The organism is Vibrio sp. THAF190c (assembly GCF_009363355.1).
In the GTDB taxonomy this organism is placed as follows: domain Bacteria; phylum Pseudomonadota; class Gammaproteobacteria; order Enterobacterales; family Vibrionaceae; genus Vibrio; species Vibrio fortis_A.
In genome coordinates, this window is sequence record NZ_CP045339.1 from 1511539 (window position 1) to 1535913 (window position 24375).

General features: G+C 45.2%; 17 protein-coding genes. 13 read left to right on the top strand and 4 right to left on the bottom strand.

Going from position 1 to position 24375, the window contains the following annotated elements:
• The first annotated feature begins 2 nt into the window (after positions 1-2).
• Together FIV04_RS21740 and FIV04_RS21750 are read left to right on the top strand one after the other, a co-directional pair.
• Positions 3-1316: an HlyD family type I secretion periplasmic adaptor subunit gene (locus FIV04_RS21740; protein WP_152470510.1), complete on the top strand. Its 1314-nt coding sequence runs from the start codon at positions 3-5 to the stop codon at positions 1314-1316.
• 264 nt (positions 1317-1580) lie between these two features.
• A complete protein-coding gene (locus FIV04_RS21750) occupies positions 1581-2342 on the top strand; it encodes a hypothetical protein (RefSeq protein ID WP_152470512.1) in 762 nt (253 codons plus the stop codon).
• 323 nt (positions 2343-2665) lie between these two features.
• Here FIV04_RS21750 and FIV04_RS21755 read toward each other — a convergent pair whose 3' ends face one another.
• Both FIV04_RS21755 and FIV04_RS21760 read right to left on the bottom strand, forming a co-directional pair.
• A complete protein-coding gene (locus tag FIV04_RS21755) occupies positions 2666-8176 on the bottom strand; it encodes a calcium-binding protein (protein WP_152470513.1) in 5511 nt (1836 codons plus the stop codon).
• 217 nt (positions 8177-8393) lie between these two features.
• On the bottom strand, positions 8394-9392 hold the full coding sequence (locus FIV04_RS21760; RefSeq protein ID WP_152470514.1) for a hypothetical protein: 999 nt from the start codon (positions 9390-9392) through the stop codon (positions 8394-8396).
• Positions 9393-9583: 191 nt separating this feature from the next.
• Here FIV04_RS21760 and FIV04_RS21765 point away from each other — a divergent pair, with 191 nt between their 5' ends.
• The 11 genes from FIV04_RS21765 (at position 9584) to FIV04_RS21815 (ending at position 22220) form a co-directional block, all read left to right on the top strand.
• Complete coding sequence (locus tag FIV04_RS21765) at positions 9584-10837, top strand: PP2C family protein-serine/threonine phosphatase (protein WP_152470515.1); 1254 nt, start codon at positions 9584-9586, stop codon at positions 10835-10837.
• Positions 10789-11121: an STAS domain-containing protein gene (locus FIV04_RS21770; protein WP_152470516.1), complete on the top strand. Its 333-nt coding sequence runs from the start codon at positions 10789-10791 to the stop codon at positions 11119-11121. Before FIV04_RS21765 ends, FIV04_RS21770 begins: the two co-directional genes overlap by 49 nt.
• 11 nt (positions 11122-11132) lie before the next feature.
• Complete coding sequence (locus FIV04_RS21775; protein WP_152470517.1) at positions 11133-12257, top strand: sugar phosphate nucleotidyltransferase; 1125 nt, start codon at positions 11133-11135, stop codon at positions 12255-12257.
• 15 nt (positions 12258-12272) lie between these two features.
• Positions 12273-12755: an ATP-binding protein gene (locus FIV04_RS21780; RefSeq protein WP_152470518.1), complete on the top strand. Its 483-nt coding sequence runs from the start codon at positions 12273-12275 to the stop codon at positions 12753-12755.
• Between the two features lie 53 nt (positions 12756-12808).
• Positions 12809-14665, top strand: a complete 1857-nt coding sequence (locus FIV04_RS21785; protein ID WP_150869504.1) for a glycosyltransferase — start codon at positions 12809-12811, stop codon at positions 14663-14665.
• Positions 14655-15977 (top strand): DUF3131 domain-containing protein, encoded by a 1323-nt coding sequence (locus tag FIV04_RS21790; protein WP_152470519.1) that lies wholly within the window; start codon positions 14655-14657, stop codon positions 15975-15977. Before FIV04_RS21785 ends, FIV04_RS21790 begins: the two co-directional genes overlap by 11 nt.
• Before the next feature lie 33 nt (positions 15978-16010).
• Positions 16011-17411: a DUF3131 domain-containing protein gene (locus FIV04_RS21795; protein WP_152470520.1), complete on the top strand. Its 1401-nt coding sequence runs from the start codon at positions 16011-16013 to the stop codon at positions 17409-17411.
• 9 nt (positions 17412-17420) lie between these two features.
• Positions 17421-18803, top strand: a complete 1383-nt coding sequence (locus tag FIV04_RS21800) for a DUF3131 domain-containing protein (protein ID WP_152470521.1) — start codon at positions 17421-17423, stop codon at positions 18801-18803.
• A gap of 188 nt (positions 18804-18991) precedes the next feature.
• On the top strand, positions 18992-19990 hold the full coding sequence (locus tag FIV04_RS21805; protein WP_152470522.1) for a hypothetical protein: 999 nt from the start codon (positions 18992-18994) through the stop codon (positions 19988-19990).
• A 69-nt stretch (positions 19991-20059) separates the two neighbouring features.
• Positions 20060-20851, top strand: a complete 792-nt coding sequence (locus FIV04_RS21810) for a family 16 glycosylhydrolase (RefSeq protein ID WP_152470523.1) — start codon at positions 20060-20062, stop codon at positions 20849-20851.
• A gap of 79 nt (positions 20852-20930) precedes the next feature.
• Positions 20931-22220: a glycosyltransferase gene (locus FIV04_RS21815; protein ID WP_152470524.1), complete on the top strand. Its 1290-nt coding sequence runs from the start codon at positions 20931-20933 to the stop codon at positions 22218-22220.
• Positions 22221-22409: 189 nt separating this feature from the next.
• Here the strand turns inward: FIV04_RS21815 and FIV04_RS21820 are convergent, their stop codons facing one another.
• Positions 22410-22742, bottom strand: a complete 333-nt coding sequence (locus FIV04_RS21820; protein WP_152470525.1) for an Hpt domain-containing protein — start codon at positions 22740-22742, stop codon at positions 22410-22412.
• Positions 22743-22753: 11 nt separating this feature from the next.
• Entirely contained in the window at positions 22754-24325 is a 1572-nt protein-coding gene (locus FIV04_RS21825; RefSeq protein ID WP_152470526.1) for a response regulator, read from the bottom strand.
• Positions 24326-24375: the final 50 nt, after the last annotated feature.

Consider the following 24375-nt stretch of genomic DNA (forward strand, 5'->3'; position numbering starts at 1 on the left):
TTATGGAACGTGAATTCAGTACACGCAAATTGATTATTCTTGGCTCTGCAATCCTACTGGTTACCGTCGGAGGCTTTCTGTTTTGGTCCATGACCATGTCTTTAAGCTCTGCGTCTGTAGCGCATGGTAACTTGGTTGTTGAGAGTAAAAGAAAGCAAATTCAGCATTTACAAGGTGGTTGGGTGAAAGAGGTGTTGGTGAAAGATGGCCAGCAAGTTGAGGTCGGTCAAGTGTTGCTTGAGCTCTCTGATACTAAATCCGAATCCGATTATAAGCGTTACCTTTACCGTAATTTCTCGTTGGTGGCGCAAAAGGCACGTCTTGAAGCGCTTCTGAATGAGTCGGAAGAGCCGAAATGGCCAGAGGTTTTGGTGAATGAACAACAAGATTCGTTGATTGTTATGCCTATCGTAAATAGTGAGCGAGTACAGTTCGAACAAGGGTTATTGCGAAAGCAATTGATTGACTCTTTATACAACCAAAAATCGACCCTTTACAAAGAAAAGATTCAGGGTAACCAGTTTCAGAAAAAAGCAGTGGCTTCACAGCGTGATTTGATCAAACAAGAGATCGATATGACGAAAGGCTTAGTTGCTAAAGGGTACGTGTCTAAAACTCGTATGTTAGAGCTTCGTCGTCATCTAGCTCGAATTGAAGGCGAGCTAGCGGAGATTAACGTCACTATCGACGTGACCAAGCGAGAACTTGAAACCTTGGAGCAAAGCTACAAAAGTCAGCTATTAGATTTAAAACGCGATTATGCTCAGCAGCTAAAATCCGTTAACGATGAGGTACGGGACGTTAAACAAGTGATGAATACCTTGGAAGACGTGCGTTCACGTATCCAGATTCGTAGCGAGTTTAAAGGACGTGTTGTTGGGTTAAATATTTCCAGTGTTGGTGGTGTGGTACGTCCGGGGCAAGTGTTGATGGAGATTGTGCCAGACAGCGATGAATTGATTGTTGAGGCAATTGTGCCTCCTAGAGACATTGATATTGTCCGTTCAGGACAGGACGCAAGGATTCGGTTAACGGCATACAGCGCAAGGCAAGTACCGCCAGTACTGGGAGAGGTGATTCATGTATCTGCTGACAGAGTGGTTAAAGGTGGTGACGCGGATGAAAAAGACCAAGGTTATTTGGTGAAAATCCGGTTTGATCGTGATGACCTTCAATCATTGCAAGCTGAAAACCACATTGAGCTGTACCCGGGGATGCTTACGGAGGTGCTGATTTTGGTCGAAGAACGTACGCTTTGGGATTACCTGATAGGCCCATTAACCAGTGGGATGGCTAAAGCCATGAGGGAGGCGTAATGGATGAGTCGATGGTGTTTTGGTTAGGGTTCTATTTGTGCTTCTTTGCAATGAGCACGTACGTTGGTTTCAAAAAGAACAACCTAGTTGCCGGTGTGCTCTTAGGCTATGTCTTGGGTCCAATTGGTCTGATTTTGTTATTGATGAGCAGTGACCGAAAACAGGGAACCTGCCCACACTGTTCGCAACGGATTGACCGTCAATCTTATATCTGCCCGAAGTGCGAACAAAAGTGTTACAAACAAGTGATTTAAGGAGGCTACTGTGAGTAAAGGAACTATTGTGTTGATGACAGCTGTAGCTATAACGTCGACCGCAACAGCAGGTTATTTTGGATATAAGAACGCCAGCATTGAATCGCGAATCGATACCTTGATAGCCGAAAAAGTCTCGGAAAAAGAAGCGGATATAGAAGCATTGAATGAGGTTATTACAGAGCTGACGGATCAAATGGCTTCAATGACATACGTTAAGCAAATGGATGATGAGACGTATGAAAAACAGGTCGCGGCAGCAGATCTCAAGCTGGTGGAAATGTCACAAGAAATTGACGAGCTAACTGAGAAACTAGCAGCCTCAAATATCGCATTAGCTAAGGCGAATAAGTCGGCTCGTATATACCGCTCTCGATACCTCTCAGAAAAAGACTCCGTTAAGAGCGCCAAGCTTGCGATGAATGAGCAATTAGCCAAAGAAAAGATCGCACTTGAGCAACAGAATCAAAAAGCCCTAGCGGCTCAACGAACGGAGTTAGAAGGCGAGTACTCAACACAAGCCCAAAGAGCAGAGACTGAGAAACGTGTCGATGAAATTATGACTAACTTCTCTAATCTGCGTGTGGACTTAGACTTGGTTAATAAGTGTGATCCTGAGTACTTAGAACGTTATGGGGAAGCGAAAAGCATGCTTAACCATATGAGAACTTACATTCAACAAAACGATCTAAATTCGGAATACTACTTCTTTGTGATTTCTAATGACGCTCAAATAACCCGTAAAACCCGAGAGTTGTGTATAGAGGGGTAATCGAAATCAGTTCCGATAGATATCTGGGAACAATATAGCTTTTTAAGTGGACTCATATGAGTCCATTTTTTGTTTTCTAAGACGCTGAAAAAGCTTTGCGGCTGATGCACCTTTGTGCTGGCGACTGAGGCGAGCTTATAGCTAGGTATAACGACGAGGATTGGTTACTTGATAGTATCAGTTAATTGACAGGGAATTGGTTAAGCAACGGAAGAGTAGCCAACAGGTTAGGGAAGTAAACACATTGTTTTGGCTTAGTAGACTTAGAATAGAAAGCGGCTCATAATGAGCCGCTTGTTGGTGAGTTAGGTTAATGAAGAGTGTTATACGTCGTCTGAATCTGGGAAGTTGATGTCACCGCTATTCAAGTCACTCCAGATAACCACTTCTTGTCCTGCTTCACTTTCAAAGCGATAGCCGTATAGCGAGCCAGTGTCGATGTTGCTTTCACGATAGATGTCTTGAAGACTGTCGCTCATCTCTAGGTGACTCTCAGTAAGCTGCCAGCCCCAACCGGAAACATCGATACTGCTTGCACCGGTACATACGAACTGACCAGCGGTATCACCTGCAGTGTTATTGGCTGCAATCTTATCGAGAGCAAGTGCGAGTTCTGTGTCACTTGAGCTGATCTTCACACCCTCAATCTCTTGGAATGTATTGTGCGTCATATCGATCATTTGGCTTTGATTGTCACCACCCACAACCAGGACATCGAAGTCTGAACCTCCGCTAAAGTGAACAACACCAGCTTCACCAGACTCGACTTCGCTAGAGTCAAATATCAGTTGGTCATTACCCGCACCGCCATAAAGTTGGTCGATACCTTCACCACCATCTAAGATGTCGTTACCGACTTGGCCGAATAGGGTGTCATTGCCTGAATCACCCGACAGTTTATCGTCGCCTTCGCCGCCATCTAGGGTATCTGCGTTATTATTACCACTTAAGGTATCGTTGCCTTCACCGCCTGACACATAATCGTCACCAGAGCCGCCAGACAATTTATCGTCACCGCTTGCACCATATAACATATCGTTGCCTCCATTACCTGATAGTGTGTCGTCGCCGTCTTCACCAAACAGTGTATCGGCAGAGCCGCCGCCACCTAGGTTATCGTCTCCAGAACCGCCCCAAAGTGTATCTTCGCCTGAATCACCTCTAAGGGTATCGTTGCCTTCACTACCCACGAGTGTGTCATCACCAGAGCCACCAGATAGGTAGTCGTTACCTGCTCCGCCATCCAGAGTATCTTGGTCATTCTGACCATACATGATGTCGTTGCCTTCGCCACCTTCGAGGGTATCGTCTCCATCTCCGGCATATAGTTTATCGCTATCAGCACCACCGAATAAGCTATCGTTGCCTGCACCAGAAGATAGGGTATCGGCGCCTGTACCGCCGTAAAGGGTGTCTGAGCCACTACCAGTCGTGATCGAATCGTTCCCATCATCACCAGAAACGGTGCTGTTGCCAGAGTTCACTCTGATAGTATCGTTACCTTCACCACCTGCGATGGTGTTGGTTTCACCACTCGCAGTGATATTATCGTTTCCTTCACCGCCTGTGATGTTGTTGGTGCCGCCACTGGCTGTGATCGTGTCATTTCCTTCGCCACCAGCAATCGTGTTAACGCTGCCAGTCACAGTGATCGTATCGTTGCCTTCATCACCGGAAATGTCATTTACTCCACCGCCGGTAGAGCTGATAACGTCAGCACCTGCACCGCCAGTAACCGTGTTACTCGCACCAGTTAGTTGGATATTGTCATCACCATCACCACCATCGACGATGTTGTTGTCTGACGCATCTTCAATATAGTCGTCACCTTGACCACCCAACAGGGTATCCGCGCCCGAACCACCGAGTAAGGTATCATCGCCTTCGCCACCTGATAGAGTATTACTGCCGCCTTCTGCAATGAGTTTATCGTCGCCCAAACCACCAGATAGGGTATCGTTGCCCGCGCCTGAGTAGAGTTGGTCATCCCCAGCATCGCCTGACAAGTTATCATTGCCAGCACCACCGAAAATAAGGTCGTTGTCATCACCACCAGATACGGTATCGTGACCTTCGCCCGCATCAATTAAGTCTTCACCCTCGTTACCAGACAGGTTGTCATTGCCCGCTGCACCAGAGAGAATATCGTCACCCAAGCCGCCAGTTGCTGTATCAGCTCCTGAGCCACCATAAAGTGTGTCAGCACCTTCACCGAGTGTGATTTTGTTTGCACCATCCTCGCCATACACGGTGTCATCACCGGTGCCTGCATCCACAGTGTCGTCACCGCTACCGGCATAAAGAACATCGTCTCCGTCTGCACCAGTAATCGTATCGTTATCGGCGCCACCGTATAGCGTGTCCGCTTGTTCGCTTCCGATAAGCGTATCGTTACCTTCGCCACCGAAAATGTTGTGGCTACCTGTTTCTGCAGCAATCAGTGTATCGTTACCTTGCTCACCAAGTAGAGTGTCTTGGCCGTCATCGCGAATGACGTCGTCACCTTCGCCGCCGGCAAGAAGGTCATAACCATCACCACCAATAAGTTCATCGTTACCCGCGCCACCAAATAGTGCGTCGTCGCCGTCACCACCTTTCAGTACGTCGTCACCACTTCCAGCGTCAATGTGGTCATTTCCTGCACCAGCGTCGATAGTATCCGCACCATCACCTGCGTATATCTGGTCAGCACCTTCGCCAGTATCGATATTGTCTGAGTTGATACCACCATAGACAGTATCGTCTCCTAGGCCTGTTGCGATGGTATTTGATCCGGACTCACCATAAACGGTGTCGTTACCTTCTCCAGTTGTAATGTTATCGGTACCTGAACCTGCATAAACGGTGTCATGGCCAGCGCCAGAGATGATACTATCGTCACCTGAACCACCAGATAGAAGGTCATCTTGGTCTGAACTGACAAGTACATCGTCACCGTCCTCACCATAGATTTCGCTGCGACCGGCACCACCGTCGAGTTGGTCATCACCCGTACCGCCAACTAGAATGTCGTCGCCTTCTTCACCTTTGATGATATCGTCGCCGTCATCACCAATTAGAGTATCGCTACCTGTACCACCGTGGATAACATCATCGTTGCCGCCACCTAACACTGTGTCATTACCAGCGCCTGCGTAGATCTCGTCGCTACCTTGGTTACCTTCAATGAAATCGTCACCTTCGCCGGCCTGAATTGAGTCATCACCGCTACCACCGTAGAGGCTATCGTTCTCTGCAGAGCCAGTTAGGGTATCTTGACCATCTCCACCATACAGCTCACTTGCATTTAGACCTGCGTTGATAACATCATCACCATCTTCACCAAAGAGTTGGTTGTTACCTTCGACGCCTTCAATAATATCGTCACCACCACCAGCGAAAACTTTGTCATCACCGGTTCCGGCATCAATTACGTCAGCGCCTTGGCCAGTGAAGGCTGTATCGTTACCAGCACCTAGTGTCACTTTGTCATCACCGCTGTCGGCATAAACAGTGTCGTCACCCGCGCCAGAGCTTATAGTATCGTTACCAGCACCACCAGACAGTAGGTCATCTTGATCGGCACTGGTAATAACATCATCACCATCTTCGCCGTAAATCTCACTGCGGCCTGTACCGCCATCAAGTTGGTCATTGCCTAAACCACCAACTAGAACATCGTCTCCTTCGCCACCAGTGATGATATCGTCGCCAGCCTCACCGATGAGAGTATCGTTACCTTCGCCACCGGAAATAACGTCATCTCCTTCGCCACCAAAACCAACATCATGACCCGCGCCTAGATTGAGCGTATCATCGCCATCGTTGCCCTCGACCACATCATCGCCAGCGTCTGCTGTAATAGTGTCGTTGTCCTGTCCACCGTAGATCTTGTCGGATTCAGTTGAACCAGTCAGTGTATCTTCACCGCTACCACCGTAGAGTTCACTCGCATTCAAACCTGCAGTAATGGTGTCATTACCTTCTTCGCCGAACAGTTGGTTGTTGCCAGATACACCTTGAATAACGTCGTCGTCAGCACCTGCATAAACTTGGTCATTACCTGCGCCTGCAACGATGGTGTCTTGTCCTGCACCAGTAAACGCCTTGTCATGGCCTTCACCAAGGTTGATATTATCGGTGCCACTGCCTGAGTAAACAGCATCGTGGTCAGCGCCTGAATCGACCGTATTGTCTCCGTCGCCTGCATAAACGGTGTCGTGGCCCGCGCCAGTTTGAATCGAGTCTTGTCCAGCGCCTGCATACATTAGATCGTCGCCAGAGCCGGAATCTATGGTGTTATCGCCGTCGCCCGCAAAAATGGTGTCATGGCCTTCGCTAGTATCAATAGTATCGTCACCGAAATCGGTGTAGACAGTATCGTCGCCAGCACCAGACGTAATTTGGTTGTGGCCCGTTTCACCAAATACCGTGTCTGCGCCTTCTCCAGTATCTATGATGTCATCACCAGATCCTGCATAAACTTGGTCGTCACCAAGACCCGTTGTGATGGTATCGACACCCTCATTACCATGAATAATGTCGTCACCTTCGCCACCATCAATCACGTCATCGCCTTCGCCACCAAATAGTTGGTCGTTACCCGCGCCCCCGGTTAGTGTGTCATCGCCAATATCACCATATAGCGTGTCGTGTCCCTCACCACCACTCATGGTGTCATCACCGTATTCACCCACTAAGGTATCGTGACCTTCACCACCTGTGATGGTGTCGTCTCCGTCGCCGCCGAGTAGTAGGTCGTTACCCGCATCGCCCGATATTTGGTCAGCACCTGCGCCACCGAGTACGAAGTCGTCGCCTTCGCCACCAGAAATGACATCGTCACCTTCTTCACCATGAATTTCGTCGTTGCCTTGGTTGCCTTCAAGAACATCGTCACCTTTACCACCGAAGAGTTTATCGTTACCTTCGCCGCCATAAAGGGCATCTTGACCGTCATCACCGATTAGAGTGTCGTGTCCTTCGCCGCCATGAAGAGTATCGTCACCTAACTCACCCATGAGTAAGTCATCGCCTTCGCCGCCATGAATAGTGTCGTCGCCGTCAGAACCGAGTAGGGTGTCGTTGCCTGTGCCACCATCTAGGTAGTCGTCCCCGTTACCGCCGACCAAGACATCGTCACCTTCTTCGCCATATAAAGTGTCATCGTTAATGTCGCCATCTAGGAAATCATTACCTTCACCGCCGTAGATGGTGTCGCTACCTTGCTGGCCTTTAAGAATGTCATCGCCACTACCACCATCAATGGTGTCGTCGTAAATGTTGCGAACGGCTACGTTCATGTCGTCGATGGTAGAGATTGGCTCGCCGTTTTCGTTTAGGAAAGCAAAGGTAACTTCACCATTGTCACCAATAGAAGATTCAGGAATTTCTGTATCGACGGTGATATTGCCGTTAGCATCTACCGTCGCGATTTGAGAAGCGATGATGGTGCCGTTTTCATCGGTAAGTTGAACTGTCACAGTACTGTTTGCGGCTAAACCACCTACTGTGGTTGAGGTGTTGACGGCTTGATTGACAGCAAAATTGTCTAATCTAACCGTATGAGAGGATTGTTGCTCGTTGGTTTCAGCATCAAACTCGTAAGCGGTGTAGGATTCACCCCATGAGTCGTCTCCACTCACTGGCGTATCATTGCTCTCTTCAAGACCGTATTCTACGTCGCCTAGTACGGTATCATTGCCACTACCTGTTGAGATTTTGTCGCTACCTTCTCCTGCAGTGACAAAATCATCACCTGCAAGCGTGCTTATCTCATCGTTACCAGCACGGCTGTTTACCGCGTCATCTTGATCTGTACCAACAATAAGATCGTCGTGTTTTGTTCCTTCCATGAGCCTTCTCCTAGCCGTATAAGGTGATGTTTTCTGACGTTACGGTTCAAATAATCTGGCCTCGCAATTAGCACGTTTATTTGAATCTCATATTGCTAATTGCATTTATGGTGCCAGTTGCATATTTTGAGTTGTAACTTAAGATTAGACGGCTTGAAGATGTTTGCCACAAAGATTCTCAAAATGAATGAAATCAACAACTAATGGTCGAAAAAATTTAGAAAGCAAAACTGTATGCTAGGGTGATTGAACCATCTTTGAAACGACCCGTACCTTCACCTCTGTCAGAAGAGTTCCAGCGATTCCCAGAATAATTGTTATATTGCAAAGTGATGGTACCCGGTCGCCAGTCAAAATAACCGAAACCGTAGGTATAATCTGGGTTCCAGGGCTGTTGTTGCTGTTTGTCAAAATAGTAAAACGCGGTGCCATTGACATACCAGTTGCCCCAAATTGAGTATTTACAACCTAGACTCAAGGTTTGGTGGTTGTTTTTGTATTCGGTTGTCGCAAGATTGAAATACTCAGGTGTGAAGTTATAGTCAATTTGACAACCTATGGCTCCGTCGTCAGTAAATCTGAATAGATCGACGAAAGGCGATTTGATGGGGAACTTCCAACCAAGCGACCAAGTTCCTTGCTTAAACTCTGTTCGATTTTGTCCAGGATCGGGATTAAATCTGTTCCCGCCATAGTTCGCATAGACCAAACTTAGTGTATAAGGACGCCAATCACTGTAACCAAACACGTAGGTGAAGTCCGGATTCCATGCTTGTTGTTGATCGCTATCTAGATAGTGATAAACCGTACCAGACACAAACCAAGCGCCAGCAATTGTGTATTTTAGCGAAAGGGTTAGGGTTTTATTGAGGTTGGTTGGCCCTTGAGTACTGCCTGCTGGAATGTTGGCTGATTCGGTTTCAGCCAAAGGTTGGTGATAACCGACATTGCCGCTCAAACCATCAAAGAGTTCTCTGTCTTCCCAATCCTGAAAAGGAAAGGCAAATGAGCTTGATACTCCCTTCCAAATTTCATCTATTTCGTCATCGGTTGGTACTTTAGGTGCAGAGGGTTGATTACCAACACTTGATAACGTCGCACTCTCTTGAGGAGGGGGAGCATGAGGAGCGGTGTTTGCCAGAAAACTGTCTGCCCATGCACTATTCGACAATAGAACAATACCAATAAGTAATCTGCGCTTAATCATTACTGTCATTTCTAACAATCCACTCCCTGTGATTGTGTTAAATACCGCACAACGTTAACTTAAGTATAACAAAATTATAAGAAACAATTTGCAAAGCAATGAGTTGAGTCTAACCTAAAGTAGTAAAGCACGTGAACCAAAGCCAAAATCATATTTGGCAGAAGTGTGATAAGAACGTCAGAAAAGGCTTAGGGTAAAGAATGAAGGATATTCTGCTTGTTGATGATAACCGAACCATATTGGTTTATATGAGTTCGGTTTTAAAAAAGCGTGGTTATCAAGTACATACTGCAACTGGTGGTGAAGCCGCTTTGCAGATGTTAGCGGATAACAACGATATTCAGCTTGTACTGAGCGATTGGATGATGCCAGGTATGAGTGGAGTAGAGCTGTGCAGCGAGCTTAAGTCCAAAAACTATAACCGTTACATTTTCTTTGTGCTTCTCTCTTCAAAGGGTGATGAAGCATCCATCATCAATGGTATTGACGCAGGCGCGGATGATTTCATTGATAAGAAAACCTCAATAGATGAACTCGATGCGCGAATCCGCGCTGGCTTTCGAACTCTGGCGCTTCACAATGAAGTTGTCGACAAAAATACTAAATTGGATCAAGCCTACGAAACGATCAAGCGTGACCTCGATTCTGCTAGCGAATTGATTCGACAAATCCTACCTAAGACTAAACACTTCAGCTGTGTCGAGCTTAGCTATATCTCAATTCCGAGCGCTCAAGTGGGTGGCGATATGTTGGGTTACATGCAGCTCGACAAAGATCATGTAGCCTTTTATCTGTTCGACGTCGCGGGTCATGGTGTTTCTTCGGCTCTTATGTCGTTTTCAGTGCAAACAAGCTTATCGGTTCAAAACGGCAGCTCCTCTGTGGTTTTAAAGAACGATGGCGATACATCAACGGTATGCGCGCCTGCTGATGTGGTATCTAAACTCAATGAAATGTATATGAGTAGTGATGCCAACATCCTTTATTTCACGATGATCTATGCCGTCCTAAACGTAAAAACGGGTCTTATGTCTTACTGCTGTGCTGGTCATCCACCTTTAGTGTGGTACCACGGCAACCAAGGAAATGCAGAACTGATTGGTCACGACAACTTCGTTGTCGGGGCTTTTGATGATGTGGAATATCAAGCTGCACAAATTCAACTCGAACCAGGCGATAAAATCTGGTTTTACTCTGATGGCATCACAGAAGCGGATAACGGAGACGAGCAGTACTCTGAAGAAGGCTTGCGTAATGCGATCGAACAACTGAATCAATACCCGATTCAACAACAAACCGAATTATTAGTAAATAACGTTAGAGACTGGACAAAGTCAGACTGTTTTGACGACGACGTCAGTGTTCTAGTGGCGGGATGGAAAGGTCCTCAAGAAGGAGACGCTCAATGCGATATGAAATTAGTCAACAAGGCAACAGCACAGTTCTTCAAGTAAATGAAGAGCGATTTGACGCCAAATTAGCACCCCAGTTTAGAGAAGTTTTGGAGACACTTACTCCGGACCTGTCACCAAACGTTGTGCTTGATATCAGCAACGTTAAGTTTATGGATAGCAGTGGCTTAGGTGCAGTAATGGGAGTGTACAAAATGCTTCGTGACAAGAAAATTGCGGTTGCTAACGCGCAGAAGCCAGTGCAAGACCTGTTTAAACTTACGCGCATGGATAGGCTGATCAAGACGTATACCAGTGTCGACGAAGCACTCGCAACAGCTGTGTAAGGGAGACTGATATGAAAGGAATGATCTTAGCGGCAGGGAAAGGTACACGAGTGAAGCCAATCACTCAATCGCTGCCTAAGCCAATGATTCCAATTCTGGGCAAGCCGGTAATGGAATCTATGATTGAGCTCTTTTCACAGCACAATATCAATAAGATTGTGATTAACACTAGTCACCTTGCGGAAGTTATTGAAGGCTATTTTGGCGATGGACACCACTTTGACGTTCAGCTTTCTTACTCTTACGAGGGGGAGTGTGTTGACGGCAAATATCAGAGCAAAGCGCTTGGTTCTGCTGGTGGAATGCAGAAGATTCAGCAGTTTTCTGGCTTCTTTGATGAAACTTTTGTGGTTGTTTGTGGTGATGCTTGGATCGATTTGGATCTTACAGAAGCCGTTCGCAAACATAAGAAGAATGGCGGTATCGCAACCATCATCACCAAAAGTGTGATTCTAGATGAAGTTGAAAAATACGGCGTTGTCGTGGCGGACGAAAAAGGACTAGTCACCAGCTTCCAAGAAAAGCCAACTAAAGAAGAGGCTCTTTCTACTCAGATTAACACGGGTATCTATATCTTTGAGCCTGCGATCTTTGACTACATTCCGAAAGAGGGCGAATACGACATTGGTAGTGAGTTATTCCCAATGTTGGTGGAGAAACACGTCCCGTTTTATGCGGTTGAAATGAATTTCCAATGGCTCGATGTAGGCAACATTACGGATATCTGGAGTGTGACCAAAGATATCTTGGAAGGAAAAGTTCCTGGTTATCGTATTCCTGGCACCCAAGTGAAAGCTGGGGTGTGGGTCGGGATCAATACGGTTGTCGACGTGAATAACTGTAATCTTCAGCCTCCCGTTGTAATCGGTAGCGGATGCAAAGTCGATCCGAATGCCAAAGTTATCGGTCCTGCACTTATCGGAGCCAATTGTCAATTGGATGAAAAAGCAGTGGTCGAAGAGTCAATTATCTTCGACAACATCCATATCAAGGAAAATTGCCATATAAAACATCAAACCATTTTTGGTCAGTACTGTATTGGGCATGATGGCGAACAGAACCACGACTTGGACTGGTGCAATCTGAGAACCTACGCCGCGCACAATCGTGTATCTGACATGTTGAATGGTATGTAACAGAGGAGTGTGCCGATGTTAGACGTATTCGAACAAGCTTACAAAAGCTCTTTGGAGACTTCGCGACAAGTCGCAGTAGAGCTAAACGATTATTGGTCTGGTATAGGCATTTCTCCCGTGTTAGCCACTCAGTTAGAGCTGTGTGTGGTCGAGATGGTGAATAACACTTACATACATGCGTATAGCGAGCAAGAAGGCAAGCCAGTCAAAGTAAAGTGCAATCTGAATGAAGACTCAGAAACAAAGACCATCTGTATCGATATCATCGATAGAGGCGAACCTATGACACAGACTCAATTGGAAAAGGCTTTGTCCAACAAGTTTGTTGATATGGACCCTGATGATGACACTACTTGGGCGACGTCTGGAAGAGGGTTCATGATTGTCTCTGCGCTGATGGATGACATTAAGCTACGTGTAGAAGATGGAGAAAACTGCTTCATGATGACCAAAGAACTTGAGGAAAGTGACCTCATAGAAAACGTGTGTCCCCCCTGATTAGAACATTCTAATAAGAGCTGGCTAGGTCAATAAAATAGGGAAAGGAACAAATGGACAATTATTTTGAAAAGTTTGAGCACAGGGTTCCACCGGAGCCTGTACCTCATAGTATTCCCAGAGAACTTCTATATCAGTATTTAGCAACATGTAACTTAACACTCGGCATTTGGTACCTAGGTTGGCGCTGGATGTATGCGCTAAATTATGATGCGTTGTGGTTTTCGTTACCTTTGGCATTTGCAGAGTCTTGTGCCTTTATTGGTTCGATGTTGTTCACTTATAACTTGTGGAAAGTTGAGGACGAACCTAAAAAAGCGCCACCATATAAGATCTCGGAGTGTAGTCTCGACACCGAAGAAGACAGGCCAATCAGTGTTGATGTGTTCTTTCCCAGTTACGATGAAGAACCTGAACTGGTTAAGCTGAGTATTTTAGACGCACAGAAAATCACTTACCCGCACGATATCACGATCAAAATCTTTATTCTTGATGATGGCAAGCGACCAGAAATGGAAGCGATGGCTAAGGAAATGGGGGTCGGCTACATTACTCGTGACGGTAATGTTGGCTTCAAGGCGGGCAACCTGAGAAATGCAATGGAGCGCACCAGTGGTGACTTCGTTGTTATCTGTGACGCTGATACGCGCCCGTTCTCTACTATTCTTGAAAATACCCTTGGCTACTTTAGAGACCCTACAGTTGCTTGGGTTCAAACACCTCAATGGTTTTTTGACTTACCTGAGGGAGAACGCTTACCTGAATTCCTTGAAAGAAAAATGGGTACTTGGGCAAAACCTATCGGTTCAGGCATAGAAAAATTCTATGGTCCGGTAACACTTGGCGAAGACCCCTTTGTGAACGACCCACAAATGTTTTACGACGTCATTCAACGCCGTCGTAACTGGGTGAACTCTTCATTCTGTTGTGGCGCAGGTTCAATACACCGTCGTGAAGCGGTAATGGAAGCGGCGTTAAGAGCTTACGCAGAGCAGATCACAAAAGAACAAGACGAAATTGAAGCGCAGATACGTCGTTTAACTAAAGAGAAGAAGGTTGAACAGTCGGTATCAGATAACCTGCGTGATGAAATCTTGTTTGATACGGAATTTACACCTTACAAGTTCCACGTATCTGAAGACCTCTATACGTCGATCGTACTTCACTCTGACCGCGAGCGTAACTGGCGTTCGGTAATGCACCCAAATGTGGAAAGTAAAATGCTTTCTCCACAAGATTTACAAACGTGGACAGTACAACGATTTAAGTACTCTGGCGGATCGATTGATATCTTTATGAACGATAATCCGATCTTTCGCAAAGGTCTGAATTTTAAACAGAAACTGATGTATGGTGCGAGTTTCTGGTCTAACTTGTCGGCAATCTGGAATATTGTTTTCTTAGCGTGTCCAATCATCTACTTCCTTACTTCAATTGCACCAGTAAGCGCCTATGACGTGACATTCTATTTGCACTTTTTACCTTATGTGATCACAGCTGAGTTGGCGATGATGACAGGTACTTGGGGCGTTGCGGGATATAAGGGCAAGACGAACTTCCTTTCATTCTTCCCGGTTAACTTACGGGCGTTATGGACAGTGTTACGCGGGCGGAAGATCAGCTTCCCAACAACACCGAAAGAGCGACAAACGGGTAATTTCTTCAAGTTAGTAATACCACAAGCGATGGTGTTCGGATTAAGTCTGTTTAGTCTGTTGTTTGCATGGTTTGGTCACTCAACCGGTTCATGGGGAGATTACTCTGTGGGCGGTCTCGTTCTAAATACATTTTGGATTCTAAATAACATGTTAGCGATGTGGGGAATGATCGCTGCAGCATTCTGGACACCACCAGCTGAAAGCGAAGGTGAAGAAACTGCCAATTCAGAGGAGTTGAAGTATGGGGTTTAAAAAATCGATGGTTAATGCTCGCCATCATATTGTGTTCATCTTGGGCTTAGCGACAGCGCTTATTATTGCTTTCAGCATCGAGACTCGTGAATCGGGAAGAGTACTTGGAAATATTACCTTTGAAATTCCAGAAGACATCCCATTCAAGTCCTCACGGGTTTTGTCAGAACAGGAGTTCGAGTGGGCTAACGTAGCTTGGCAGTATTTCGAGAACAACTACCAAGAAAATACCGGTTTGGTGAATTCAGTAGATGGTTATCCATCAACGACCATGTGGGATACCGCTTCTTATCTAATGGGGCTCATTTCAGCAGAGAAGATCAACATCATATCAACTGAAGAGTTTGAGCTGCGTATGGAAAAGGCATTGACGACTCTAGCGCGTTTGCCTCTTGTTGATGGGTTATTGCCAAATAAAGCTTACAACACGCAAACGCTTGAGATGGTGGATTACGCCAACAAACCTGTTGAAAATGGTATTGGTTGGTCGGCGATCGATATCGGTCGAATTTTGGTTCCTATGAACATTATGATTTGGCAGTATCCGCAATTTAATAAACAGATAAATGACGTCCTTAACCATTGGAAAGTGAGCGCAATGTTAGTCGATGGTTATATGTACGGTGCCCGTCCTACGTCAGATGCGAGTGTTATGGAGCTGGTACAAGAAGGTCGTATCGGCTACGAAGAGTACGCATCTAAATCATTAGCCTTGATGGGGCGTGATGTATTTAACTCTATGAAATATATCGATTACCTAGACATGGTTGATATTTACGGTATCGAAATTCCGACTGATAAACGTGACCCTTCAAAATTCCACGCTCATAACTATGTAGTAAGTGAATCTTACATTCTTGATGGTATCGAGTTTGGTGCGGACAGTGTGTCTAAGGTATTTGCACACCGCATTTTCCAAGCCCAAGAGCGTCGTTATGAAGAGACAGGTATTGTTACCGCGGTGAGTGAGGATAACGTCGATGAGGCTCCATACTTTGTCTACAACACCGTATTCTCGGATGGTGAAAAATGGAATGCCATCTCTGACGACGGTAAAGACCAATCACATCTAAAAACACTTTCGACCAAAGCCGCATTCGGTTGGTACGCGCTTTATGATTCAGATTACACCGATGTTCTGATCAATGAGGCTTCTACTCTGTATTCGGATGAGAAAGGCTGGTACTCAGGTCGCTACGAAATTGATGGCCGTACTAACAAAGCAGTGACAGCAAACACCAACGGAATCGTATTAGAATCATTGGCTTATATCGAGAATGGACCTCTATTGACGATTGGTGAGTTGAATTAAATCAGCGAATTAAAATAATAAGAAGGAATTTATATGCGAACGATTAGTCTTGGCTTGATCACTCTTGCAATCGTTGGTTGCGGTAGTAAATACAATCAATTCTCTGATGATATTATTGACCGAAATACACACTGGACTGTCCCTAAACCTCGTCATGGTGAATTGACTGAGAAAGAGATGGATATGGCCCGTATCGCTTGGAAGTACTTTGAAAACAACTACCAAGAGTCCACGGGATTGGTAAACGCGGTAAACAACTACCCATCGGTGACATGGTGGGATGCGGCATCCTATCTTGCGGGTATGACTAGTGCGTATGAATTGGGGATTATCGAAAAAGAAGAGTTTGATAGACGACTCGTTCGCTTCCTAACCACTTTAAATACACTCGACCTATTTATGGGAGAGTTACCTAACAAGGCTTATAACACCCAGACCGCGGCGAAAGTGGACTACGGTAACCAACCAGGCGAAATTGGGTATTCAGCTCTCGACTTGGGTCGTTTGATGATATGGCTCTATATCCTTAAGAATCGCTATCCAGAATTCGCGACCAGTATTGATTCAGTGATGCTAAGGTGGAACTACTGTAATGTGGTGGACGAAAACGGCACCATGTTTGGCGCGCTACTTGAACCTGGAAAAGAGGTGCAATACCTCCAAGAAGGGCGACTTGGTTATGAAGAGTATGCAGCGAAAGGTTTCGAATTGTGGGGCTTTGATACTACACAAGCTGCGATGGCAGAACCTTACGCAACGATTAACCTATTCGGTTATGACGTTCCGTACGATACTCGTGACCCGCGTAAACTGAAAGCACATAGTTACGTAGTAACTGAAAGTTATGTGTTGGATGGTATTGAAATGGGTTGGGATTTGGTTGAAGACAGAAGTCCACATGATTCCAGTTATTCACATGAATGGATCGCAGAGTTTGCTCTACAAATATATCGTGTACAGGAAGAACGTTACAAACAAACGGGTATCATTACAGCACGTACCGAGCACCAATTAGCCGGTGCCCCATACTTCGTTTACGATACTATCTATACAGATGGTTTCGCATGGAACACCATCTCTGAGGTCGGCGAATACCTGCCACAATTCTCTGCGGTAGCTATCAAAGGCGCAATGGGGATGTGGGTTCTTTGGGATACCGACTATACCGATCTTTTGTTTGATCATGTTTCTACCGCATATGACCGAGAAAAAGGTTTCTATGAGGGCATCTTCGAGAATGGTACTGGCCTCATCAACACTTTCACTTCTAACAATAACGGCATCACATTAGAGATATTATTGTATAAGAAACAGGGTAAGCTACTTCAATATAAAGACCAATTGGCACCGAGTTTGTGGGAGAAAGCACTGGAATCACCATTCGGTTATGAGGGTCAGTGCTTGCCTCGTAAAAAGATCAAACCTGTAGAATAAGGTTATTGAATGCTGAAGAAGTGGAGTTTACTTCTGTTATCGGTATCTATATCCGGCTGCGGTGTGGTTTACCAAGGTGTGACTAATGGTGTTGATTCATTCAGTCAATCACAAGTGTTTCGACAAGGTCGTCACGCCCCTTTGACTGAAGAAGAGCTGATGTGGGCACAAACGGCGTGGAAATATATTGATAACAATACCCAAGTCACGACGGGTCTAGTCAATAGTATTGATAATTTTCCTACCACAAATATGGCCGGACTAGCTGACTATCTGATCTCTCTTATTGCCGCGAGAGAGTTTGAGTTCATCTCAAATAAGCAATACGACGAGCGTTTGACTTTGGTGTTGAGCTTCTTAAATGAAATGGATTTGAGTTACGGTTACGCGCCTAACAAGGTATACAGCACGCAAAGTGGTGACATGGTTAACTATGGTAACCAACCAGAGGATATTGGTTGGTCATCACTCGATGTCGGTCGTTTATTGATTGCTCTTGCTATCGTTAAGAGACACTCTCCTGAATTCTCTGAGTATGTCGACAAGGCAGTACTGCGTTGGAACTTTTGTGAGTTGATTAGCCTGGATGGTGAACTCTATGGAGGCATGATTCAGGATGGCCAATTAATTCGCTATAAAGAGGGGCGATTGGGGTTAGAAGAGTACACTTCTTATGGTTATCTTGATTGGCAGATTGTGCCCGAAAAAGCGATGAATATAGAGCCTTATGACGTAGCAACTATCTACGATATAGACTTAATTTTTGATGGTCGCGACCCTCGAGTGTTCAACGTGCTACGTCCTATCTACTCGACACCTTATTTATGGATGGGGCTTGAATTCAATTGGGACAAAGTCGGGGACACCACGTCAGGCGATTCGAAACACACCAACAACACGTTAGCAGCAATGGCGGACGCGATTTATCAAGTGCAAGAGGCTCGTTGGGACAATGAACGAATCTACACAGCGCGAGGTGAGCATGTTGTTACTGGTGAACCTTATTTTGTTTACGATGCGATATATGGCTTAGGAACGCCATGGATAACACTCGCGGAAGACGGCTCTTCACACGATGAAAAAGCACTGGTGTCAACGCGTGTTGCTTTTCAAATGTGGGCTCTGTGGAAAACCGATTATACCGACCGATTAATGACGTTAGTGAAAGAGCTCTACGACCCACAAAGAGGGTGGTATGAAGGTCGCTATGAGCTTACCAGCGCTTATGAGAAAAGCATCAGCTTGAAGACCAATGCCGGTGTGTTAGAAGCTTTGCTATATAAACAGAGCGGTAAACTTTATAAAGCAAATAAATCGAAAGAGTATCGCGACGTTAAGTTTAATTCTCGTTTTGATCATCCTGGCAAATGTATGGTGGAGACATTCCGATGAGGCGCTTAATTACACTTATTTTGTTTGCAGTGTCTTTTCCTACTTGGGCGCTTAATCAAACTTCCATTGACTTGCTAAGCACACCAACGCTTCTTTTGTCCCAAGGCCGTTATTCGCAAGCGGCGACCTTAATGCATCAACAAGCCAACCGGGCACTTAGTCTCGAGAGCCAGATTGGAACCAAAGAAATGTGGCAGACGGCCGCATTGGCCGATGCACTGGCAGCAATGGCGGCAGAGAAAGTAGAAGACCCTGTCGCGTATGAGTACTGGTCGAACAGCGTTAGATACTTTTTGATGGGGGGAAGTAATTGGAATCAATATCGCCAGCAATTACAGGTGGACTATAAAGCATTTGACGCTCAGTTTTCTATCGCAATGAATTCAGATGCTCCGTCAGCATACGTGGATGATGCGTGGATCCAATTTTCTTCGTTAATTGATATTTGGGACCAAAAACTAAACTTTTTTAGATACGAATCTCCATCAGCGGGGCTGATACGCAAACAGCCAGTCAATACAACACCAACCGCAAGCGCACCGAGATCGTCTGGTGAGCAGCTCAAACAATACACGCCCAACAGTAAACTAATGCTCAATAAGGACTTTTCCAATAAACAGACATTTATTGTCGAACCCACCGATAATCCTGTTACCGAGAAAAATGTTATTCAAGAACAACAAGACTTAACAGGGCAAATAGTCACACCGAAAGGATCTGTTCAGGGAACAGAAGGAACCACGCAACAGCAATTCAGTGGTGGTAAGGTAAGCTCGACCAAAGGCAGTTTCCACTCGCCAATTACACCTGTCGTGCCGCAAGCTGCAGCGCAGAAAAAAGCTCAGCAAGCAGTGCCTTCTGTATCACTAAAGCCTGACGAGGCGGCTGTGATTAGTGTAGAGAGTGATGATGTTAAAGTTTCAAACGAGACAGGTGTAACTGTGATTACGCCGCTTGGTACACCAGAAGCCATTGTTGAAACTAACATATCGAACACCCAAGAGTTAAATTCACCTTCTTCACATCAGTTCGCTACGACAAGTGTTGAGCCAGTAATGGCGGAAACTTCTGTGGAAGCTGAACTACCTGCGAATGCCATTCCTAAGGGAAATTTAGGCCAAGCTCCAGTACCAAAGGTACAAGCCATTCAAAGACGCAGTTTTGCACCTGTAGAAGATAATCAGTAATCAGAGGTGAAAAATTCATCGTATGTATTACGCTTATTTTATGAATGCAAATGAATAAGCGAGTATGTGATGGTGTTACCCAAAACTTATTGTGCGTTAGCTGTGTCTTTGGCTTTGACGAGCTCATTTGTTAGTGCAGAAAGCTTCGAAGATCCATTGCGAACCTTTGATGAAAGTCGCTGGTGGTTATCTGATGGCTGGGAGAATGGTTTCCCATTCCTTAGTCGTTGGGAATCTAAATCAGCCACGTTTAACAAAAAGGGTTTAACCCTGACTCTAGCTCCCGATGAAGAGCTAGACGAAGAGGGTAAGCTACGTTTCTATGGTGGGGAGTTCCGCAGCCATGAGTTCTTCCCTTATGGTTGTTATGAGATAGATATGAAGCCAGCTCGAGCGCCTGGCGTGGTGAGTTCATTTTTCTTGTTTTCGGGGCCCTATGACAAACCCGAAGGTGGGAGCGGGCGACATAATGAAATAGATATCGAGTTTTTGGGTTCTAATACCAACATGGTTCAATTGAATTTTTGGACTGATGATGACAGTTATACCAATTCACATGAAACTCTGATTTTCCTAGGCTTTGACGCCTCAAAAGCTTTTCATCGTTACGGAATTTATTGGGGTGAAGACCGCATTGAATGGTTTGTAGACGGGCAATTGGTGCTTCGCGTTAATAACAACCCCTACGATCCAACGCCAAGTACAGAAAGTTCTTATCTAAGGGTAATGGCAAATATTTGGGCAACAGACCCAGAGATTAGCAACTGGGCAGGTAAATTCCGCGAAAACAAAGCTAAGCAGTATCGTGCCAAATACCGCAATTTCAGCTTCAAAGGAAATGAGAGGTGCACAACAAAATAAAGCGTATATCGCTTTGATATGAAAAGGTATGCATACTAAGCTTTAAGTGATCATAATAACGTCACGCTAGGGAATATGTATGGATACTTCTTTGTCTACCGCTATTGAGCTCTTAAATAAATCGAATGAAAAGTTTGATTTGACGGAGCCACAACATCAACAAAGCTTACTTAGGCTAGCAGACCGTTTACTGCAGCTGGATAAACTCTCCACTCAAGACCTAAAAGATCTTTCAATTCAATTTAATGCACCGCTTGAGTTTCAACTCGCGGTGAAGCTCGTTGAGTCCCGTAGAGAAACACAATCAATTTGTCAGCCGATCAAAATTGGTGTGGTATTCGCTATGTGGGGTGAGCACAATCGCCTTAACCCTAAGTCTGCAGATAATCAACACGGAGAAGACTCACTGAGAACGAAAGTCGAACAACTGCAATGGGTAACAGAAGGAACCAATGTTGATTGGACCCTGTATGCGGTTGATGACGGATGCCCACACGGTAGTGCAGACATCGCTAGATCTATTAAACAAACTTATGATGCGGGTACACAAGCGAAGGTAAAAGTACTTAAACTGGAGGATGCGTTGCCTGCTGCATCTGGTGCGCTTCGTAATCTGGCGAGTGCTGATGATTCAAGAAAAGGTGGTGCCATCATTCTTGGTTGTGAACAGTCTTTGGAAGATGGCGTTGATGCTGTTCTTTATACGGATGCCGATAACTCTGTTCACTTGGGGCAAATAGGGTTGGCACTGGCGCCTTACAGCCGTGATGGTAAGCAAGTGGTACTAGGTAACCGAAAACATGCAGACTCGATTTTAGTTAAACAAGAAGAGCGCTGGGGCGTTGGTATTAAGACTTTACGTCATATGCAGCGAATGATTGGAGCCCAGATCTTTGACAGCGGCATTAAAGATACGCAAGCCGCGTTCAAACTTTATGGTCGAGGTATCTTAGAGAAAATTCTAGAGAACCCGACGGTATTTGATTTCTCATTTGATACGGATTGGATTTTCGCAGCAATGGAGTTCAACCAACCAATCATTACCGTTCCATTCGCATTCATTGATTCAGCCGCAGAGTCCGCATCAGTCGCACAAGGCCCAATGACAACATGGTATGTGTTGCTTGATGGCTTAGTCAAAGCAGCCAAAGCACGAGGTAGCTCTTACAGTGAAGAGATGGCAGATGTGTTTACACGAGAGATCAATTCACACAAAGATCTCGAGCTGATCATTGATGTACTTCCTCCAGAATTAGCTTCGGCGGGAGATAGCGATTTAGGTAACCCGAAAGTAATGTCACCACAGTCGGTACAACACTGGATCTCTAGTGCTAAATCCTTGAATGCACGAGCAAGTGCGCCAGCATAAATATAGGTTCAAGTTACCATATCGGGGAGTGAGCTTAAGCTTGCTCCTTTTTATTTGATTACGATTAAAAGTGTCGATAATTGAAGTTAGTAAAGGTGTGCCACGTTTAAGAGTGCATAAACTAAATCGGCTCTCGATGTAACGAGAGCCGAATTTACCAAGAAGCTTTTGTACCTTGAGTATGTCTGACTAGTAGGTGGCGAGCACTTCCTCGATTTGTCGGTTAATCACCTTTACTTCGCTGTAAATAACCGCGAGATCATCATCTGATGGAGCAAGATCTTTGAGTGCGTTTTGTTCTACGTTTTCTAGTGCCGAGGTTGCTGTCTCTTCTCCAAAACTGACCAATATTCCCTTCAACGTATGCACGGTAAAGTGTAATTTCCCCCAATCTTGTTGCGCGACAAGCTCCTGAATCTCTTCTAGAGAATTTGCATGGTCTTCTTGATAAGTAGATAGAACCGCGAAGATTACGTCTTTATCATTATCCAAATAGGCGTTTAAAGCATCAAAATCTAGCATAGAGACTCCTGTCAGTTACATAGTGAAAGTGGGCTAGGTGGCTTGGTAGAAAAACCGGACCTGACAGATTCACTAATCCATTGATTCCATTTGTAAGGCAATTCCAATTGTTGTAATTGCGCCATGAATTCGTTAGTAAGTTGTTCTTCTGTTTGAGTTTTGTTGACGGCAAATAGATAGTCAAGTTTCGCAGCAACTGAATAGGGATAAGTGTGAATGTAGTCTTTAAGCTGTTGTACAGACCCTAGGCTATCCATATTGATGCAATTTATTGGGTTTGTATCACTGCCAAGCGCTAGTTGATTAATCACTTCCCCACGCGCTTTAATGAGATCTCCTAGGTCTTGGTACAAAGAGTATTCACCATAAATATTGAGCAAAGGAAGTAACTGGCTTAGTAGAACCGTGGGGGTTTCATTTAGAACATGACAAAGCAATGCTGCTGCTCGGATTAGCTTTTGATGAGCGAGCTGATGATTACCCTCCAAATGCAAAACTTGACATTGGAACACAGCCAAGGCGGCTAACACTTGTTGCTGTTGATGCTGTGTGAGCTTCAAATTCACTTGATTAGTGAATTGGTTCGCCTGTTCCAGCAGAGTACGTTTGTTGGCGATACTATCCTCTTTTTCGTAAGCCACCTGAAGTGAATGAAAGTAGTTAGAAATAGAGTTGATAACGTCGATATCTGCGGGTGAGATGTTGGTCGCATACATGTGGCCCATCTTAATCAAGATTTGAGTGTTATCGGCATTCTCAGCAAGATCGATGGCTCTAATTGCACGGTGGCTAATACTCGGTGTGAGTTCAAACGCACGAATAGCCAACTTTAATGCTGGGAGCAGCATGTTGTGTTTTTCATAAATACAGCTCAAGCAGTCGATCACGTTGAGAGATAGCGGGCGTGCAATAAGATAGTTATGAAGTTTGTCGATGGCTTCTTGTGCCTTGCCTAAGCTATCGAGTACCAAGGCTTGTGCCACCAGTTTTGTTGGGTGCATGTTAGTCGTCGATTCTCGAAGCACGTACGCTAATAGTTCCCACTGTTCACAGCCGATCAAGTGTTCGATTAGGCTCGCTTCGTACTGCACACTTTTTTGAGTGTTGGGTACTGACAATGCTTGCTGTAATGCGGAGGGAGAATCGATCGGATAGTATTGTTTCAGCTGTGTTATTTGCTGGGACTCCTTAACCGCGAGAGTGATTTTATCTCCAAGCATCGGAGTCTTAATTGGCTTAGATATAAAATGATGCGCTTCACCGGATAAGGCAGTTAACACGGTTTCTTGACGCATGTCGCCTGAGAGCAAAATCGTGGCGACGGTATGATCAATCAATCTTTTGCGATAAAGGATGCCAAGCAGTTCGAAACCTGTAAATGTTTGCTCTAGATGATAATCAATCAAGAGTACATCTAAGGTGTGTCTTTCCACGGTTCTTATAGCTTGGCGGTAGTCCGTGGCGATATAGATTTTGTCGTGCGAGATTCCAAGACTAACTAATTGCTGCTTTATAAGTATGGTGGCACTCTTTGAATCATCGACAATCAAAATGCTGAGATCGGGTGGCAACTTCATTGTCATTGTTCTAGCTATCCTAGCGTTTTGTCCTAATTTAGAATCTAGGTGTCTAG

Bases quoted from the DNA above. Each gene is read 5' to 3' on its own strand.
- FIV04_RS21795 (WP_152470520.1), top strand. From the start codon at position 16,011: ATGCGAACGATTAGTCTTGGCTTGATCACTCTTGCAATCGTTGGTTGC.
- FIV04_RS21790 (WP_152470519.1), top strand. From the start codon at position 14,655: ATGGGGTTTAAAAAATCGATGGTTAATGCTCGCCATCATATTGTGTTC.
- FIV04_RS21780 (WP_152470518.1), top strand. From the start codon at position 12,273: ATGTTAGACGTATTCGAACAAGCTTACAAAAGCTCTTTGGAGACTTCG.
- FIV04_RS21800 (WP_152470521.1), top strand. From the start codon at position 17,421: ATGCTGAAGAAGTGGAGTTTACTTCTGTTATCGGTATCTATATCCGGC.
- FIV04_RS21765 (WP_152470515.1), top strand. From the start codon at position 9,584: ATGAAGGATATTCTGCTTGTTGATGATAACCGAACCATATTGGTTTAT.
- FIV04_RS21785 (WP_150869504.1), top strand. From the start codon at position 12,809: ATGGACAATTATTTTGAAAAGTTTGAGCACAGGGTTCCACCGGAGCCT.
- FIV04_RS21820 (WP_152470525.1), bottom strand. From the start codon at position 22,742: ATGCTAGATTTTGATGCTTTAAACGCCTATTTGGATAATGATAAAGAC.
- FIV04_RS21810 (WP_152470523.1), top strand. From the start codon at position 20,060: ATGGTGTTACCCAAAACTTATTGTGCGTTAGCTGTGTCTTTGGCTTTG.
- FIV04_RS21740 (WP_152470510.1), top strand. From the start codon at position 3: ATGGAACGTGAATTCAGTACACGCAAATTGATTATTCTTGGCTCTGCA.
- FIV04_RS21805 (WP_152470522.1), top strand. From the start codon at position 18,992: ATGTGGCAGACGGCCGCATTGGCCGATGCACTGGCAGCAATGGCGGCA.
- FIV04_RS21755 (WP_152470513.1), bottom strand. From the start codon at position 8,176: ATGGAAGGAACAAAACACGACGATCTTATTGTTGGTACAGATCAAGAT.
- FIV04_RS21815 (WP_152470524.1), top strand. From the start codon at position 20,931: ATGGATACTTCTTTGTCTACCGCTATTGAGCTCTTAAATAAATCGAAT.
- FIV04_RS21770 (WP_152470516.1), top strand. From the start codon at position 10,789: ATGCGATATGAAATTAGTCAACAAGGCAACAGCACAGTTCTTCAAGTA.
- FIV04_RS21775 (WP_152470517.1), top strand. From the start codon at position 11,133: ATGAAAGGAATGATCTTAGCGGCAGGGAAAGGTACACGAGTGAAGCCA.
- FIV04_RS21825 (WP_152470526.1), bottom strand. From the start codon at position 24,325: ATGACAATGAAGTTGCCACCCGATCTCAGCATTTTGATTGTCGATGAT.
- FIV04_RS21760 (WP_152470514.1), bottom strand. From the start codon at position 9,392: ATGACAGTAATGATTAAGCGCAGATTACTTATTGGTATTGTTCTATTG.